Source organism: Pseudomonas sp. RHF3.3-3 (genome assembly GCF_048069595.1).
GTDB classification, from domain to species: Bacteria; Pseudomonadota; Gammaproteobacteria; order Pseudomonadales; family Pseudomonadaceae; genus Aquipseudomonas; species Aquipseudomonas fuscovaginae_B.
In genome coordinates this window covers 4537611-4554023 of record NZ_CP182250.1, presented here as the reverse complement: position 1 = coordinate 4554023, position 16413 = coordinate 4537611, and the positions used below count along the sequence as shown (strand labels likewise).

Annotated in this window: 15 protein-coding genes; 6 read left to right on the top strand and 9 right to left on the bottom strand. The window is 60.8% G+C overall.

The genetic code is table 11. The features are described 5' to 3' along the window. Positions 1-8: 8 nt before the first annotated feature. From ACMGT0_RS20035 to ACMGT0_RS20015, 5 genes are all read right to left on the bottom strand, one after another. Complete coding sequence (locus tag ACMGT0_RS20035) at positions 9-779, bottom strand: cupin-like domain-containing protein (RefSeq protein WP_160320663.1); 771 nt, start codon at positions 777-779, stop codon at positions 9-11. A gap of 91 nt (positions 780-870) precedes the next feature. Beyond that, entirely contained in the window at positions 871-1887 is a 1017-nt protein-coding gene (locus ACMGT0_RS20030; RefSeq protein WP_081009892.1) for a CmcI family methyltransferase, read from the bottom strand. A 9-nt stretch (positions 1888-1896) separates the two neighbouring features. Further along, complete coding sequence (locus ACMGT0_RS20025; RefSeq protein ID WP_054063638.1) at positions 1897-2751, bottom strand: TauD/TfdA family dioxygenase; 855 nt, start codon at positions 2749-2751, stop codon at positions 1897-1899. 77 nt (positions 2752-2828) lie between these two features. Further along, positions 2829-4817 carry an ABC transporter permease gene (locus ACMGT0_RS20020; protein ID WP_416769450.1) on the bottom strand — a complete coding sequence of 663 codons (1989 nt, stop codon included), beginning with the start codon at positions 4815-4817 and terminating at the stop codon, positions 2829-2831. After that, positions 4814-6004, bottom strand: coding sequence for an efflux RND transporter periplasmic adaptor subunit (locus ACMGT0_RS20015; protein ID WP_081009893.1), 1191 nt, complete (start codon positions 6002-6004; stop codon positions 4814-4816). The genes ACMGT0_RS20020 and ACMGT0_RS20015 overlap by 4 nt, the downstream gene beginning before the upstream one ends. Before the next feature lie 368 nt (positions 6005-6372). Here ACMGT0_RS20015 and ACMGT0_RS20010 point away from each other — a divergent pair, with 368 nt between their 5' ends. Then, positions 6373-7302, top strand: a complete 930-nt coding sequence (locus tag ACMGT0_RS20010; protein WP_416769448.1) for a LysR family transcriptional regulator — start codon at positions 6373-6375, stop codon at positions 7300-7302. Here ACMGT0_RS20010 and ACMGT0_RS20005 read toward each other — a convergent pair. Together ACMGT0_RS20005 and ACMGT0_RS20000 are read right to left on the bottom strand one after the other, a co-directional pair. Then, on the bottom strand, positions 7293-7736 hold the full coding sequence (locus ACMGT0_RS20005) for a GlcG/HbpS family heme-binding protein (RefSeq protein ID WP_416769446.1): 444 nt from the start codon (positions 7734-7736) through the stop codon (positions 7293-7295). The two genes, ACMGT0_RS20010 and ACMGT0_RS20005, sit on opposite strands and share 10 nt — an antisense overlap. A gap of 2 nt (positions 7737-7738) precedes the next feature. After that, on the bottom strand, positions 7739-9082 hold the full coding sequence (locus ACMGT0_RS20000; RefSeq protein ID WP_416769445.1) for an amidohydrolase family protein: 1344 nt from the start codon (positions 9080-9082) through the stop codon (positions 7739-7741). Between the two features lie 259 nt (positions 9083-9341). Between ACMGT0_RS20000 and ACMGT0_RS19995 the strand changes: the two genes are divergently transcribed. Then, positions 9342-9554 carry a hypothetical protein gene (locus ACMGT0_RS19995; RefSeq protein ID WP_416769443.1) on the top strand — a complete coding sequence of 71 codons (213 nt, stop codon included), beginning with the start codon at positions 9342-9344 and terminating at the stop codon, positions 9552-9554. On the opposite strand, the gene ACMGT0_RS19990 is transcribed toward ACMGT0_RS19995, so the two are convergent. Together ACMGT0_RS19990 and ACMGT0_RS19985 are read right to left on the bottom strand one after the other, a co-directional pair. Beyond that, entirely contained in the window at positions 9542-10699 is a 1158-nt protein-coding gene (locus ACMGT0_RS19990; RefSeq protein WP_416769442.1) for an alpha/beta hydrolase family protein, read from the bottom strand. The two genes, ACMGT0_RS19995 and ACMGT0_RS19990, sit on opposite strands and share 13 nt — an antisense overlap. 183 nt (positions 10700-10882) lie before the next feature. Continuing rightward, entirely contained in the window at positions 10883-11821 is a 939-nt protein-coding gene (locus tag ACMGT0_RS19985) for a LysR family transcriptional regulator (RefSeq protein WP_054061245.1), read from the bottom strand. Positions 11822-12098: 277 nt separating this feature from the next. On the opposite strand from ACMGT0_RS19985, the gene ACMGT0_RS19980 reads away from it, so the two are divergent. The 4 genes from ACMGT0_RS19980 (at position 12099) to ACMGT0_RS19965 (ending at position 16413) form a co-directional block, all read left to right on the top strand. Next, positions 12099-13040, top strand: a complete 942-nt coding sequence (locus tag ACMGT0_RS19980; RefSeq protein WP_054061246.1) for a VOC family protein — start codon at positions 12099-12101, stop codon at positions 13038-13040. Positions 13041-13043: 3 nt separating this feature from the next. Then, on the top strand, positions 13044-13391 hold the full coding sequence (locus ACMGT0_RS19975) for a Rieske (2Fe-2S) protein (protein ID WP_416769439.1): 348 nt from the start codon (positions 13044-13046) through the stop codon (positions 13389-13391). Between the two features lie 139 nt (positions 13392-13530). Then, the gene (locus ACMGT0_RS19970; protein WP_054063647.1) at positions 13531-14655 is read left to right on the top strand and encodes an FAD-dependent oxidoreductase; all 1125 of its coding nucleotides are present in this window, start codon (positions 13531-13533) and stop codon (positions 14653-14655) included. Between the two features lie 87 nt (positions 14656-14742). Next, positions 14743-16413, top strand: coding sequence for a DUF1302 domain-containing protein (locus ACMGT0_RS19965; RefSeq protein WP_054061249.1), 1671 nt, complete (start codon positions 14743-14745; stop codon positions 16411-16413).

The window sequence follows — 16413 nt, the reverse complement described above, 5'->3', positions numbered from 1 at the left end:
TTCAAGGTTTATGCAAGGGCCAAAGGTGTGTCTGGCGTCCATCGATTTATGGACAATGAGAAATCCAGTGCCTTGACATGATGGAACCAACCGGCAGGCAAATAGAACAGATCTCCTGGGTGCAGAATGCATTCAACGAAGTCTACGGTGCTGGCTAGCGGATATCTGTCATAGTCTGGTTGATCTGGATCGAAGGACGAAACGCATAAGGTGGGTTCGACCGCTTCGACGTAAAGATTGTCGACGGTAGCCGGTGAAGCAAGAAGGAAGCGCTTGCGTCCCCAGATTTGGGCGAACAAGTTATCTTCATAGTCACAATGTAGGCAGGTCACCGTACCCGCTGGCCCCAGCCATACGCGAGGGGTGTGCCAGCTATCGAAATAGGCGGGCCATTGGCATAAAGCATCCATCGGCAACGGGTGATCTCCGACGTAAGGGGGAACGGCGAAGTCGTTGTGATTGATCAGATCAAGATATTCCTTGAGGCTCATGTCATTGGGTGCGCTACCATCGGGCAATATGGGCGGAACATAGTCGCCGTACCGTGGAACGACCCTAAGCTCACCAAAGTGATGGTGCAGATCATCTGGACGATACATGTTGATCGGCCACATGTTGACGATTCCTTCGATGATGAAGGGTAAGCCGCCTGTGGCTGTTCGCTCAAAGTCGATTGAAGTGAAGGAGTATCGAGGTACCGACTGCAGCGGTGAAAGTTGAAGAGCGGTGTTCACTATCTGCTTACGGATATCGACGGCGCTACCAATGTTTGCGGGCATCGATGTATGAGCGTCTTGAGGGATTACGGGCTCGAGATTTTTCATAGGAAGAAAATGGCTATATTCTAAAGGTCCGGAGAGGCGCCCGCATCTATGCAGGCATGAAGGCCAGAATCTGATCGGGACTGCAGGTCGCGTTGTAGCCAAAGTAATCGGTGAAGAAAGTGTCTACACGATATTGATTTGGGTTGAGCAACAAGTGCTGGCCAATTTCCGATTCGGCATTTTCATCCTCGATAATGAAATAGTCCCCAGGCTGCATGTGTGCGGAAAAATGAGCAAGAATTCCGCCGATATTGACATGTGAGTCCTCAATGACCAGCCAGGGATGAGGCGCCTGACGCAGAAAATCGGCAGGAAAGGTTTTCTCCGGCGAGTGGGCGTCACCTTGAATAAAGGTCACCTGGTCGTGGCGAGTCAGTGGTGGAGCAAGGTCCACTGAATAGACATGGCAGTCCAGGTTGAACATTCTCATGAGGTCTGCCAGCCACACAGCGCTGCCCCCCGCTTCGCTACCGAATTCGAATATTGTCGCCGGCTTTATGTGCTCAAGCATCAGTGGGTACAAGGTGAAATCATATACCCCTTTCAGCAAGGGTAATCCTTTCCAGCGGTTGGCACCGTTGACGCCTTGGGAGAAAACTTGCATTGCTCCGCTCAGTACGGTTCCTGATAGGACTTTTCGTGCGAAGAAATCGACAAATCGACCCATGCCCCGCAGTTGAATGAACTTCTCCAACGCGGCTTTGGCCTGCAACGTTGACTCTTCAGTAAGGCCAAGGTGGTCGATATGTCCCGATAGGATAGCGCGCGCATAGTTTGAAAAAAATGTCGCTGCGGCCGAGAACGTCTGATTATTTTCCAAGTCTTCGCGCATTTCAGAGATCACCTGCTCTCGCTGAGCCCCCACTAGTGGCTTTATCCCTGGATATAATGTGAGGTTGGCAAGCCCGTTTGGCAGAGCATGGGCGCAGGCCATGCATAGATCTTTATGATGTTGCAGGCAATGGTAACGATTAGCAGAGATCGCTATTTCAACAGAACACGCGTCACAAAAGGTTTTGGCGAAACCGACGGGACACTGGGAATGCATTTCGTAGCTGCGCATGGAGTGGCCTTAGAAGTTAGCAAGCGACATGAAGGTGTAGTGTGTTCTGGCTGAGCATTGAAACGCGCGACGTCCGTGCACGTAGCGGGTATTGTCAATCAGCATGATGTCACCTGCCTGCCAATGAACTTCCTGCACTAGCGCTCGGTGAACGTCATCGATTTCATCGAGGACGCACTGTGGAATCGCCGTACCATCTTCGAAGGTTACCGTGTGATTGTAGGGCCCTCGCAGGCTGTTGACGAAAGCGGCTTGCTGGCACCATTTAGGGGAGACAACCGCAGGCGATATGTACTCTCGAATCAGCGTGTCATCGTCATCGAAGCGCACGCTGGAACCCTTGAGTCTCAGTGACCCCACATGCATGCGGGCATCGAGAAACCCATCTGCTGTCAACCATGCTTCTCGGGGAAGGCAGTCGGAGTACTTGATCTTTTGAGCAAGGAAGCGCTCGCGGGTTTCTGCCGCCAGGGCTTGCCATATCGCGATACCGTCCGCATAGGTGGTTTGGCCTTGGCTGGCTGCCGGGGTTGCGCAGTAAAACCATAACAGCTCAGGGCGCGACGCAATCGCACCATTTTCCTGATGAAGGTCCTGCTCTGCGCCGTCACGGGCGATCATTTGCATACCGCTGCCGACGGCACTGCCCAATTTGGCTTCGCCGGGGCTGATAATGGTTTGGCTTGAAAACTGGCTGGCGAAGGATTCGAAAATCTGTGGAGACGTTTCGAATCCTCGGAAAAGCAAAAGGCCGGCGCTTTTGAAGGTGTCTTCGATAGCGCTGCGGTCAAGTTTGAAGAGGTCACGACAGTTGCCGCTGGAGCATAGTTTTGCGGTGCCGCAGGAAAGATCAGATAAGTCCATTTTTACTCGGTCCAGTCTTCAATCGTATCGAAGGTAATGTATACCCTGCAAAGTACTCATGCCATCAAGACATTTATTCAATGCGTGGATAGGGCGTGCGCGGGATTGAGGCGCGCAGCTTTGCGTGCCGGAATGAAGCCAAATACAAGCCCGGTCAGGACGGCACAGGTTAATGCGCCCAGACAAGCGAGTAGCGAAAGTTCAACGGGAACGTCGATTATCTCCAAGACCTGAACGGTGCCGACTCCCGAGACGACACCGATAATGCCGCCTATTGTCGTGACCATTATCGCCTCTATCAAAAACTGCGCATGAATATCTATTTGGCGGGCTCCGGTCGCCATTCTCATGCCAATTTCGCGAATGCGTTCCCGAATGTTCATGAGCATGACGTTCATTACACCAATGCCGCCCACGATCAGTGAGATGGCCGCCACTAGGCCGAGCATACGTGTCATGGACTGGGATGAATTTTCTTGGGCTTGGACCGTTTCGATCGGGTTCCAGACTTGGATATCCCTTGTGCGCCTCTGGCGTGCCAGTGTGTTTTGAATTGATTCTATGGTTTCGCTTGCCTTGTCGATCTGCTGCAACTGCACGGCTATCCAGGCGGGATAAGGGTGGCCGAACAGCCGGGCCGTCGCAGCGCGGTAGGGGACTGTCACCCGGTTGTCTTGATCCACGCCCCCACTAGGACCTTTGGCGGAGAAGACACCGATGACAAGAAACGGAACGCGATCAATCAGGATCGTTTGTCCTAGCGCAGAAGAACCGTCGGCAAACAGGGCTTTCTTGACCGTCTGGCCAATGATCGCAACTTGGTCGGTTCCGCGATAATCCTGCTCGTTGAAGAGCTTTCCCTCCGACACGCTCCAATTCAGAACGCTGGGACAATCAGAGGTGGCACCGCCGCCATAGGTTTCATGGTCGATATTGCCGCGCCGTACTATCACGCTCTCCTGGCTATAGGGCGCGACGGCCTGAACATTGGGTAGGCTCCTGATGGCCTCGGCGTCTTCTAGCGTCAACGGTGCGCTTCCCGAGCGCGTGCTGGACGGCTTGGTATATACAAACATCGTTCTGACGCCGAGCGTGTCGAACTGGGCCATGACCTGCCTCTGTGCACCACTGCCCACGGCTAGCATGATGATGACCGAGGCGACGCCTATGATGATTCCAAGTAGCGTCAAACCGGCCCTGATGCGGTTCAAATGCAAAGATCGCCAAGCAGTTCTAGCGAGTTCGAAAAAAATATGAGCGTGTTGATAATCGTGCTCGACGCGGTGCTTGGTCACGGATTCAGCGGAAGATGGCGCGAGGGCCGGGCGTGATTGGGTAGTGTCCCCCACGATCTGTCCGTCATGGATCTCGACAATTCGCTGAGCTTGAGCCGCGACATTGGGATCGTGGGTTACCAATATGATGGTATGGCCCTTTTCTGACAGTTCGTGGAGCATGCCGAGGACTTCGCTGCCGCTGCTGCTATCGAGCGCTCCGGTGGGCTCGTCTGCCAGTATGATGTGCCCGCCATTTATGAGTGCCCGGGCGATAGCCACGCGCTGTTGTTGGCCGCCTGACAATTGACTGGGTTTGTGTTCTATACGTTCAGCCATTCCCAATCGTCGCAGCAGTTCAATGGCGCGGGTGCGACGTTCGGTGGCGGTCAGTCCGGCGTAGAGTCCCGGGAGTTCGACATTTTCCCTGGCGGTTTCCGTCGACAGCAATTGGTAGTTTTGAAAGACGAAGCCAAAGGTATTTCTGCGCAGTGCGGCTGTCTTGTCGCTATCGAGGTCAGCGGTGAGTTCTCCGTTCAAGCGGTAAGTGCCGGTGCTCGCGCTGTCGAGCATGCCGATGATGTTCATCAGCGTTGACTTGCCCGATCCTGACGCGCCAACGATCGCGACGAACTCTCCGGCGTAGATGTTCAGATCAATGCCGCGTAAGACGTCCGAGCTGACGGAAGATTCCCCGGCGATGCTTGTAGGCGACGCGTACCTTTTATGCACACCACGCAGTTCAATCAGTGGGACACTGTTATCGATCATTGCTGCTTTGAAGGCCGTCATCCGTTAGGGCCTGTCTTGTTATTTTCATTCTGCAGCACGACGTCGCCAGGTGTCAGCCCCTCCAGCACCTGGGCCGTGTCTCGATTGCGAACGCCGATGCGAACATGGCGAACGTCAACGCTGCCATCAGCTTGCTGAACGCGGGCAGTGTATTGATCCTGGCCAGTCCCCGTGAGTGACAATGCAGAAATAGGAACGGTCAAGGTGTTCTTTGCCAGTTGGCGAGTGAAGACAACTTGGGCGGTCATTTGCGGCAAGAGCGCGGTATCGGCGTTATCAACATCGAACAGTACCGTGTATACGACCACCTTGCTATTCGCTGGCATCTTGCCTTTGCTTGCGCCAATATCCATGGAAGCCGGCGGAGCAGGTAGCAACTGGCGCACCTTGCCCTGCCAGTGCCGTTGATCATCAGAAAGGGTTGTAAATTGCGCGGGCATGCCAGGCTTGATCTTATCAATGTCGGCTTCTGATACTTCAGTCCAGACCGTCATTTTTGTCAGGTCGGCGATTCGCAAAATATCGGGAGTCTGATAATTGGCATTCAATGTCTGGCCTTCCCGCGCATCAACAGAGATCACAGTGCCTGCCATCGGTGCATAGATTTTTGTATAACTCAGTCTCGCTTCATCAGCTTTCAATGTTGCTGAAGTTTGCACAATCTCAGCTTGAAGTTGTTCAATTTGAGCGCCGGTAGAGGTTAGCGTCGCCTCGGCACTTTGTAGGTCATCCAGGCTCGTGGCACCGTTCTGGGCGAGCACGCGAAGCCGTGCCAATCGCTGAGATGCAAGCCAGTGCTGTGCCCTTTGATCTAATAATCGTGCTTTTAGGGCTTTGAGGGAGGCCCGGCCAGCATCCACCGCTGCGGTTAAAACGCTCGGATCAATCTCAACAAGGAGTTCACCCTTGGCTACAATATCTCCCGGCTGTACATGCAGTTGCATGATCTGCCCTGAAACTTGGGCCCCTACATCGACATATTTTTTTGGTTGTAAATTGCCTAGTGCGGTGACATTGGTTTCTATGTCAGAGAGGCTGACTGATACGAATGTTGGGATAGTAGTCGCTTGAACTTGAGATTGTCGCCATAGTGTGGCTCCTGCAACGGTCAAGGCCAAGGTTATAAATGAAACTGCCAACTTGTGTTGTAGTGCTAGATGGGGTTGAAAGCATTTAAAAAAAGGCATTGCACTAGACTACCATGTCGATTGACAACTTTAAGGGCGTTCCTTACGGGCCCAGTATACGCAGGAAATGACTTTTTGCACTAGTGTGGTGTTTCAGAAGTGCCACTGAAATCACCCACCCCGTGCTTGTGCCGTGCGGGCTACTGAGCAAAGGATGTCTTCGCCGTGCTGTGCTATCTGAACGGCTTCGAGTTCCGGTGGTAATTTTGCAGGTTGTGCACAATCGACTCTTCAAGAGCTTTGACGCAGCAGCCTTATGACAACCCGCATCCAAGGGTGAAGGAGTAAGGGCAGCTATCGCCAACGCCGATACCAGGTAACGCAAAACACGCCCCCTCCAGACCTGGCACACAGGTATAACTCCCTCCATGCGCTACCGACGTCTGGATCTCAACCTGCTGGTCGCCCTGGATGTGCTGCTCGAAGAGCGCAGTGTCAGCCGGGCGGCACAGCGTCTCAACCTTGGCCAATCGGCGACGAGTGCGGCGCTGGGGCGTTTGCGCGAGCACTTTCAGGACCCGCTGCTGGTGCCGCTCGGGCGTGGCCTTGAGCCCAGTGCCCTGGCCCGCCAACTGACACCCAAGGTGCGCGAGCTGCTGAGCCTGACGGGCGAAGTGGTGGAAATGTCCCTGGCCTTCGAGCCGGCCCGCTGCGACCGACGCTTCGTGCTGGTGGCCTCGGACTATGTGTCCGCTACCCTGGTACCGGCGGTCAGCCGCACATTGGCCCGCCTGGCGCCCGATGCATCGCTGGTGGTTCGCGATTTGCCACTGCCGCGTGAGGGTGATGTGGTGGCCGAGGCACTGGATTATCGCCGCAGCGACCTGGTGATTGTGCCGCAGCGGCGCCTCAACACCCGCTATCCACACACCTCCCTGCTCCAGGACGAACTCTGCTGCATCGTCTGCGCGCACGAACCGCTTTATCAGGCGGGCCTGGACCTGGCGGACTACTGCGCGGCCGGCCACGTGGTGCGCGAGTTCACCGATGGCCAGAACCTCTCGCTGGACACCCAGTACCTGCGCGACATGGGCATCGAACGGCGGGTCGTGGTGGCGGTGCAGAGCTTTGCCCTGATGGCCGAGTTCGTCGTCGGCACGCCGCGTATCTCGACGTTGTTTCGCCGCCAGGCCGAGGCGCTGGCACGGCGCTATCCGTTGCGGGTCTGGCCGTCGCCGATCGCTTTTCCAGGGGCTCAACAGGTCTTGCAATGGCACCCGCAGCAGGCCAATGACCCGGCGCTGACCTGGCTCCGTCAGGTGCTGACGGAGCAGGCCGCGGCGCTCGCTCAGGACTGAAGATCGCCGGTGTCACCAACCAGGCCAAGCTCCTCGATTGCCAGCAGCGCGCAACGCTCATCGTTGTCCGAGGTATCTCCGCTGACACCCATGGCGCCCAGCAGTTGCCCTTCGTCATCGCGCAACAGCAGGCCGCCGGCCACGGGGATGACGTCGCCGCCGGTCAGGCTGTTGATGGCATCGAAGAACGCCGGCATGGCCTGGGCGCGGCGCGCCAGCTCCCGTCCGCCGAAGCCCAGGCCCAGGCAGCCGCGGGCCTTGCCGGTGGCGATCTGTGGGCGCAGAAAGCTCGCCTGTTCATCACGCAGCACGGCCAGGGGATGGCCCGCAGCGTCGAGGATGGCGACAGCCAGCGGACGCACGCCCAGCGCGCGGGCATGCCGCAGGGTCGAGGCAGCCAGGCGCGCGGCCCGTTCGAAATCAAGGACGATCATATTCACAGGCTCCATTTACCGAGTTCGGCCACGCGATCGCGGGTGTAAAGGTCGGTCCATTTCAGCGAGTTGAAGTCCGACACCTGCTTGGGGTTGTAGGCGGTGCGTTGCAGGCGTACCGGCTCGCCGGCCTTGTAGACGGCCTGCAGGCGCTGGCGATCCTGCAGGATACGAATGTCGTCCAGGGGCGAGCCGTCCAGGATCAGCAGGTCGGCCTGCTTGCCCACTTCCAGGGTACCGAGGGACTCGCCCTTGGGCATCAGGCGCGCACCGACGTGGGTGGCGGCAAACAGCGCTTCGGCCGGGGTGAAGTCCAGGCGCCGCACCAGCAGCTCCAGCTCGCGCGCGTGCCATTCACCGTAGGGCGTGACGGCAAAGCCGCTGTCGCTGCCGCAGGCGAAGGGAATACCGGCGGCCTTGGCGCGCTTGAGCACCGGCGTACCCAGCTCCAGCGTGCGCGCACAGTAGCCGGCATAGCCGGTGGTTATGGCGGGGTCGTGAGGCTGGCAGAAGTCCACGGTGTTCTGCGGGAAGGTCAGGGTCGGGGCCAGCACGCTGCCGGCCTCCAGCAGCGCCTCGATGCAGGCGTCGTCCATGTAGAAAGCGTGAAACACCAGGTCGACACCGGCCTTGGCCGCGTACATCACCGCTTCTCGGCCGTAGGCGTGGGTGGCGACACGGCACCCCAGGCGGTGGGCCTCATCGACCATTTCGCGGGTTTCATCGGCGGTGAAGGCGGCGATGATTTCACCGTTGGGGCGCCGGTGGGTACCGTCCATGGCGATCTTGATCAGGTCCACCCCATCCTTGGCCTGCTTGCGGATCTGTGCGATGGCTTCGGTGCGGCTGGTGACCAGAGCGGCGGTGAAATACTCCGGGGCGCCGACCCGGCTGGGAAACCAGTCGTTGAGGCTCTGCCGGTTGGTGATCACCCGGCTGCTGGCGGCGATACGCGGGCCCTCGAACAACCCGGCGTTGACGGTGTTGCGCACGGCGATGCTGAGCTGACCGCTGTCGCCGGGGCAGACCATCGAGGTCACGCCGGCGGCCAGCACGTGCTGGGCGAAGAACAGCCCGCGCAAGGCGCGAAATTCGTCGCTGGTCCAGATGTCGATGTCTTCCTCGCTCTGGGCGTTACCGAATGCCAGGTGGGTGTGCACATCCACCAGTCCCGGCATGACGAAGTGGCCATGTTCTTCGCGGTCACCGGGTTGCGGGCGGGGCGCCTCCGACGTTGGCCCGACATGGCGGATCACGCCGCCTTCGATGATCAGCGTCTGTTGCCGGCGGGTGTGCAGGCCGGTGCCGTCGAACAGGGTGGAGCAGTGCAGGTGCAGGGTGCCCATGGGTGGTCTCCTCGTCTTGTTGTTGGCCGGCAGGCTAGGCTGGCGGTGCGACCCAGCACCATCAGATGCTGTCGATGGCCAGCCATCGATGCCATCGATACCTGGCGCAGAGCCGTGTATGGGTTGGGGGCGCCCGTGGCAAAGGCCCGTCAAGGGCGGGTATCGGGAGTGGTGATGCCTGGCATGGCCAATGGCGATTTTTCCGCAGGGCAAGGCGGGGTGAGGATGCGCCCGCCAATCCACTATCAAGGACAATCCCATGAAGGCGATTCACGATCTGTTGCTGAACCTGGAAACCGAGCGCCAGCGCGCCCTGGTCGAGCAGGACCATGCCCGGCTGCATGAGCCGTTCGACGATGAGCTGCTCTACGTGCACACCACCGGACTTGTTGCCGATCAACAAAGGCGCAGCGGGGCGACCTGCACGAACCTTGCGCAGGTCCCCTTGCGTGCAACCTGTCAGGCGGTATGACCGCCCAGGGTCTCGGCCACCCAGTCGGCGATGTAGTGGCCGGCGTTGATGCTGTTGTCGAAGCTGGAGTGCTGCACGCCACCTTCGCGCTCGGTGAAGATCTTCAGCTCGCGTTTCGGGCTGTTCACCAATTGCTCGTAGGTGCGATGTGCCCATTTGAGCGGGATCTGCGAGTCCTTCTCGCCGTGAGTGACCAGGAACGGCACGCGGATACGGTCCAGCACGCCGTCGAGGTGTACGTGTTCGGCGATGCGCATGAACTCGTCCATGTCATTCGCCCCCCAGACCCAGCGCACGTGTGCCCAGTAGTGCGGCACCGGGAAGTTGCCTTCCTTCTCCAGGCGGCGCTTCTGCACATCGCGCCAGTCATGGTTGGCGCCCCAGACCACGCCACAGGCAAAGCGCGGCTCGAAGGCCACGGCGCGCGGGCAGTAGTAGCCGCCCAGCGACACGCCCTCCAGGCCGATACGCTTGGGATCGACCTCGGGGCGGGTCTCCAGCCAGTCCACCACGCGGCTGGCCCAGTGCTCGCTGTCGTAACGGGCCGTCAGACCGTGCAGACGCAGCGCTTCGCCGGTACCGGGCTGGTCGATGATCAACGACGATACGCCGCGCCTGGCCAGCCAGGCGGGCAGGCCAACGCGGTATTTCATCTCCTTGGTCGAGTCCAGGCCATTGACCTGAACCAGCAGCGGCGCAGGGCCGCTCACGCCCTCGGCGCGTACGAACAGGCCTGAGAGGCACTGGCCTTCATAAGGGATTTCCACCCGTTCGCAATTTTCCCTGGACAGGTCGATGCCACGGGCGAAGGTCTCCAGGAAGCGCTGGTACAGCTCGGCGCGTCCCGGCGCGCCGTGGGCTTGAAGGCGTTCGCAGGTGAGGTAGTAGGTGGCGGCGCGGTTGTACTTCTCGCCAGCGGAGAGGCGGCGGCCGGCGGCCTCATCCTCTTCGGCCAGGGCGCACAGCTTGTCGGCCATTTTCGACCAGGTTTCGCGAAAAGCCTGGGTGCCGGCGGCGTCGGGCTGCTTGGCGGCCTCCTGCAGCGGGGCGCACATTGCCTCGATCTCACCCAGGCGGGCACCCATCTCGATGGCCAGGTCCACCGAGAGATTCCAGACGTAGTTGGTGGGGAAGTAACGGAACATTCTTATTGTCCTTCTGCGGTCGTTGAGTCCGGCGCCGTTGAACTGCGGCAGGCACGCAGGGCGCGGTTCCACGATCAAGGTACGCAGGCCGGGCAGGCGGGGGCCAATCGTGAGTCGGGATGCGAGGTATCGCCAAACGCGATGCCCCGCCGCCGTAGCGACGGTCGAGGCGATGAGTGGGGCTCAGGCGGTGGCGCGAAGGGGCGCCGGGTGCTGGTCGGCGCGCTGGATGAAGTCGCCGATGCGCTCACGTAGCCAGCGGTGCATGGAGTCGCCGTCCATGCTGCGGTGCCACAGCATGAATTCGCGCATCACCGGGATTTTCACCGGTGGTGGCAGGATGCGCAGCGGCAGGTAGCCCGCGTAGAGTTCGGCCAGTCGGCGGTGCATGGTGGCGATGCGTTGAGTGCCCACCAGCAACTGCGGCAGGGTGTTGAAATCGTTGGTGATCACTTCCAGGCGGCGGTTGAAACCGTACTGGCTCATGAACCAGTCCTCGATGCTCAGGTGCCGGTTGCGGCCAAAACCCACCGAGATATGCCCCATTTCCATGTACTGCTCCAGGGTCAGTTGGTCACCGACCTCGGGGTTGTCCCGCCAGACGACGCAGACATGGTCTTCCTCGAACAGCAGTTGCGCCGGGTGGCCCTCGATGAGGTAGCGCTCGGGCACGATCATCATGTCGACCTCGCCGCGCATCAGCAATTCGGCACTGTTGTCGCCAGGGCTGACCATTTCGAAGGTAATGTGCGGCGCCTCGCGGTGGATGTTCTGGATGACCTGGGCGAACAGCACGCTGATCAGGTAGTCCGAGGTCACCAGGCGAAAGTGCCGCTTGCTGCTGGCCGGTTCGAACACCGGCTTGGCGGTGATCGAGGAGCGGATGGTCAACAGCACCTCGCGCACCGGTTTGGCCAGCTCCAGCGCATACGGCGTGGGCTGCATCTTGCGGCCGACCTGCACCAGCAGTTCGTCCTCGAAGAAGGTCCGCAAACGCCCCAGCACACCGCTGGTGGCCGATTGGGTCATGTGCAGGCGTTCGGCAGCTCGGGTGATGTTCTGCTCCTCGAGCAGGACATCCAGGGCCACCAGCAGGTTCAGATCCAGGTGGTGAAAGCGCATGGCGATGGCTCACGGTTCTTGTAGTTATTTTCGCGATACCTTCCGGCTCCCTGACCCGCACGTCAAGACCCATTCGCTGCCCGAATGAGCCAACAGCCCACGCCATGGGCTGGCGTACAGGTATCGCAATTGCCGATGCCTCGCATCCTGACACGCGATTGGTCAGCCAGCCCCGACAGCCTTCAACCTGCGCTCCAGTCGAGCGACCTGCCGTCGCCAGACCCCTTACCGGGCGACCTGCCTGGCGCCCCATAATAATTTCAACGGAGTGGTAGCCATGAACATTCTTGGACTCGACGCGCTGGTGTTCGGCGTCGACGATATCCAGGCCTGTGCCGATTGCCTGCGTGACTACGGCCTGACGGCCACCGATCTGGAGGCCGACGGTGGGCGTTTCGAGGCCCTGGACGGCACCGCGATCATCATCCGCCGCGGGGACGACCCGAGCCTGCCGCAGGCCCTGGGCCCGACCCCGTCATTGCGCGAGACGGTTTATGGCGTGGCCTCGGCGCAGGAGCTGGAGGCCATCGCCGATGAACTGGGGCGTGACCGCGAACTGCGCCGCGATGCTCACGGCGTGCTGCATACCGTCGATGACCTGGGCTTTGCCATCGCCTTCCAGGTCTCGTGCCGCCGGGCCTTCGACGCGCCGGCCGACCTCACCAATGCGCCTGGCAGCGCGCCGCAACGTCCCCTCAACCAGTTGGGCATTACCCCGGACATGCCGGCGCAGCCGCGCACCTTGTCCCACGTGGTGTATTTCGTACCCGACGCTGCCAAGGGTGAAGCGTTCTATCGCGACCGCCTGGGCTTCGTCACCACCGACAGTTTCGTGGGAGTCGGTCCTTTCATGCGCACGGCGGGCATGGACGACCATCACTGCCTGTTCATGATCCAGACTCCGCCGCACATGCAGGGCTGCGAGCATTTCACCTTCCACATGGGCAGCGGCACCGAAGTGCTGCTGGCCGGCACCCGTTTTCAGCAAAAGGGCTGGACCAGCTTCTGGGGCCCGGGCCGGCACCTGCTGGGCTCCAACTGGTTCTGGTACTTCAACAGCCCGCTGGGCTGCCACATCGAGTACGACGCCGACATGGACAAGCATGACGACGACTGGGCCGCGCGCCAGGCGCCGATGTCGGCGGACAACTCGCAACTGTTCCTGTTTACCTCCCGGGAGAAGTGGGCACCCGGTGGCCCGCCACCCAGGAAGGACTAGGTCGTGGGCTGCGTAGCGCTGTGCCCGCTCGAGGCGCTGGGCAATGGCCAGGCCCGTGGCTTCGACCCGCAGGGCCGAGGCGCCGACAGCCTGTTTGCCCTGCGGCATCAGGGACAGGTGCGGGTCTACCGCAACCTCTGTCCGCACCTGCTGGTGCCCCTGGAGTACCGCAAGGACCGCTTTCTCAGTGCCGATGGCCAGTGGGTGATCTGTTACGCCCACGGGGCGCGCTTTCGGCCGGACGACGGCACCTGTGTCCACGGCCCTTGCCGCGGCGATGTGCTGCAGGCGTTGGAGCACCGTGAGGTGGACGGCTGGCTGCTATTGCCGCTGGCTCAGTTGGAACGCTGACCTATCGCGCCGCGCGATAGGTCGCATCCCAGGACTCGATTGGTCAAAACCCGGCGCTGCCGGGAAGCTGTGCCCAGGCACAGGAAACGGCCGCCACGCATGACGGGGCGGACAACAAGAACAAGACGTGAGACATGCCATGAATACTGTGAACAACGTGCTGATCGTGGGCGGCGGAATTGGCGGGCTGTGCGCTGCCATTGCCCTGCGCCGCAAGGGCATTGCGGTCGACCTGGTCGAACTGAAAACCGAGTGGACCGTCTACGGCGTCGGCATCATCCAGCAGAGCAACGTCGTGCGCGAAATGCACCGCCTGGGCCTGCTCGACGCCTACCTTGATGCGGCCTACGCCTTCGAGGACGTGGCCATTTACACCACCCAGGGCCAGCAGTTGGCGCGTATTCCCGGACAGCGCCTGGCCGGCCCGCAGTACCCGGCCAACGTCGGCATCTCCCGCCGTGCTCTGCACAAGGTGTTGAGCGAAACCGCCATCGAACTCGGCACCCGGGTGCGCCTGGGCACCTCGGTGGAGAGCTTCGAGCAGGAAGCCAGTGGCGTGGACGTGCTGTTCAGCGACGGCAGCCAGGGCCGCTATGCGCTGATGGTCGGTGCCGACGGGCTGTTCTCGAAGGTACGTGGGCTGCTGTTCGGCGACCGCTACCGGCCGCATTTCACCGGGCAGTCGGTATGGCGCTACAACTTTCCCCGGGCCGCCGGCATCGACCATCTGGCCAACTATCAGGGGCCTGCGGGCAACGCCGGCCTGGTGCCCCTGGCCGACGACCTGATGTACCTGTTCACCACCTCCCACGAACCGGGCAACCCCTGGATGGAGCCCGCCAGCCTGGCCGATGGCCTGCGCCAGCGCCTGGCCGGTTTCGGTGGGCTGATTGGCGAGTTGCGCGAGCAGGTCCGCGACAGTGCCGAGGTCGTCTACAAACCGCTGGAAGCCGTGTTCGTCGACGAGCCCTGGTATCGCGGGCGTGTCCTGCTGATTGGCGATGCCGCCCATGCCACCACGCCGCACTTGGGACAGGGCGCCGGCATGGCCATCGAGGATGCCGTGGTGCTGGCCGAGGAAATCACGGCCGGTGGCGGCCTGGACGAGCAGTTGCAGCGTTTCATGGCACGCCGTTTCGAGCGTTGCAAGTTCATCAGCGACATGTCCCTGCTCGCGGGCGAGAAGGAGGTCCAGCGTGACCCGTCCTTCGACCGCATCGGCCTGGTCAAGCAGATGCTGGAGGTCACCGCACGACCCATCTGAATGCCCGTAGCCGGTGTTCCCTGCCTTGCTGGCGCGCCGGACCTTACGCCAACACCGACGTACAAGAACAAGAAAGAGGAAACCCCGATGTTGACTCGCAAAGGTGCAACCGTGCGGCCGCTGCCGCCGCTCAAACCCATGACCCTGGCGCTGCTTGCACTGGCTGCAGGCCAGGCCCAGGCTTTTGAAATCGACACCGGCAACCCCGACCTGCGGGTGCGCTGGGACAATACCCTCAAGTACAGCGCCGCCTGGCGCACCCAGCACGCCAGCAGCCAGCTCACCGAAGGGCAGACCGCCCTGAACCTGGACGATGGCGATCGCAACTTCGACAAGGGCCTGATCTCCAACCGCCTGGATTTGCTGTCGGAGTTCGATATCACCTATGGCAACGTCGGTGCGCGGGTCAGCGGTGCGGCCTGGTATGACGATGTCTACAACCAGGGCACCGACAACAGTGACCCCAGCCGGGCCAACAGTTATTCGGTCGGCCACGACACCTTCACCGACGACACCCGTACCCTGCACGGGCGCAAGGGCGAGTTGCTCGACGCCTTCATCTTCGGCAAGACCGAGATTGGCGACAGACCCGTGTCCGGAAGGCTGGGCCAATACGCCATGCAATGGGGCGAGAGCCTGTTCTATGGCATGAACGGCATTGCCGGCGGCATGGCGCCGGTGGATGTGGTCAAGGGCCTCTCGGTGCCCAATACCCAGTTCAAGGAACTGATCCGGCCGGTCAGGCAGATGTCCGGTCAACTGCAACTGACCCCCGACGTTTCCCTGGGCGCCTACTACCAGTTCGAGTGGGAGGCCAACCGCCTGCCGGCGGCCGGCAGCTATTTCTCCAACGATGATTTCTTCGGCGACGGCGGCGAGCGCATGTACGTGGGCAGCGCGGTCATGCCGGGCGGTCAGCCGCTGGCGTTCTACCGTGGCCAGGACAAGAAGGCCAAGGACTCGGGGCAGGGCGGGGTGCAACTGCGCTGGCGCACCGAAACCGTGGACTGGGGTGTCTATGCCATCCGTTTCCACGACAAGTCGCCGCAGCTCAACGTGCGCCCCGATTTCGCCAATCTGAACCCGGTCACCGGCAAGGCCGGCGAATTCTACTGGGTCTACCCCGAAGGCATCGAGGCCTTGGGGGCGAGCTTCTCCACGACCCTGAGCAACTTCAACATCGCCGGTGAGCTGTCCACCCGCTGGAACCAGCCGTTGGCCTCGACCAACCAGCATGCCTTGCTCGTCGGTGAGGCGATCAACAACAGCGACGACCCGCTCTACGCCACAGGCCGCACGCTGCACGCCAACTTCTCCTGGCTGGCGAGCCTGGAGCCGAACTTCATCGCTCCCGAATCGAGCTTCCTCGGTGAGATCGCCTGGAACCGGGTGATGAGCATCAGCCAGAACGCCGATGCTGTCGACCCCAACGCCGACCGCGACGCCACCAGCCTGCGCCTGGTTTTCGAGCCGATGTACCGGCAGATCCTGCCCGGCCTCGACCTGTCCGTGCCGGTCGGTGCCAGCTACACCCATGGCGCCTCCATGGCGTTGGGAACCGGCTTTGGCAGCGACCACGGTGGGGACCTGAACATTGGCCTGAAGGGCAACTACCTCAACACCTGGAACCTGGGCCTGACCTACACGCATTACTACGGCCCGCAGAACACCTTCCTCGACGCCAACAGCCACTACACCTTCGAACAGTCGCTCAAAGACCGCGACTTCATCGCCTTCACCGTCAGCCGTACCTTCTGA

Coding starts and splice junctions, on each gene's coding strand:
- ACMGT0_RS19995 (WP_416769443.1), top strand. CDS start 9,342: ATGAAGGCGATTCACGATCTGTTGCTGAACCTGGAAACCGAGCGCCAG.
- ACMGT0_RS19970 (WP_054063647.1), top strand. CDS start 13,531: ATGAATACTGTGAACAACGTGCTGATCGTGGGCGGCGGAATTGGCGGG.
- ACMGT0_RS20010 (WP_416769448.1), top strand. CDS start 6,373: ATGCGCTACCGACGTCTGGATCTCAACCTGCTGGTCGCCCTGGATGTG.
- ACMGT0_RS19965 (WP_054061249.1), top strand. CDS start 14,743: ATGTTGACTCGCAAAGGTGCAACCGTGCGGCCGCTGCCGCCGCTCAAA.
- ACMGT0_RS19990 (WP_416769442.1), bottom strand. CDS start 10,699: ATGTTCCGTTACTTCCCCACCAACTACGTCTGGAATCTCTCGGTGGAC.
- ACMGT0_RS20015 (WP_081009893.1), bottom strand. CDS start 6,004: ATGCCTTTTTTTAAATGCTTTCAACCCCATCTAGCACTACAACACAAG.
- ACMGT0_RS20025 (WP_054063638.1), bottom strand. CDS start 2,751: ATGGACTTATCTGATCTTTCCTGCGGCACCGCAAAACTATGCTCCAGC.
- ACMGT0_RS20030 (WP_081009892.1), bottom strand. CDS start 1,887: ATGCGCAGCTACGAAATGCATTCCCAGTGTCCCGTCGGTTTCGCCAAA.
- ACMGT0_RS20005 (WP_416769446.1), bottom strand. CDS start 7,736: ATGATCGTCCTTGATTTCGAACGGGCCGCGCGCCTGGCTGCCTCGACC.
- ACMGT0_RS19985 (WP_054061245.1), bottom strand. CDS start 11,821: ATGCGCTTTCACCACCTGGATCTGAACCTGCTGGTGGCCCTGGATGTC.
- ACMGT0_RS20020 (WP_416769450.1), bottom strand. CDS start 4,817: ATGACGGCCTTCAAAGCAGCAATGATCGATAACAGTGTCCCACTGATT.
- ACMGT0_RS20000 (WP_416769445.1), bottom strand. CDS start 9,082: ATGGGCACCCTGCACCTGCACTGCTCCACCCTGTTCGACGGCACCGGC.
- ACMGT0_RS19980 (WP_054061246.1), top strand. CDS start 12,099: ATGAACATTCTTGGACTCGACGCGCTGGTGTTCGGCGTCGACGATATC.
- ACMGT0_RS20035 (WP_160320663.1), bottom strand. CDS start 779: ATGCCCGCAAACATTGGTAGCGCCGTCGATATCCGTAAGCAGATAGTG.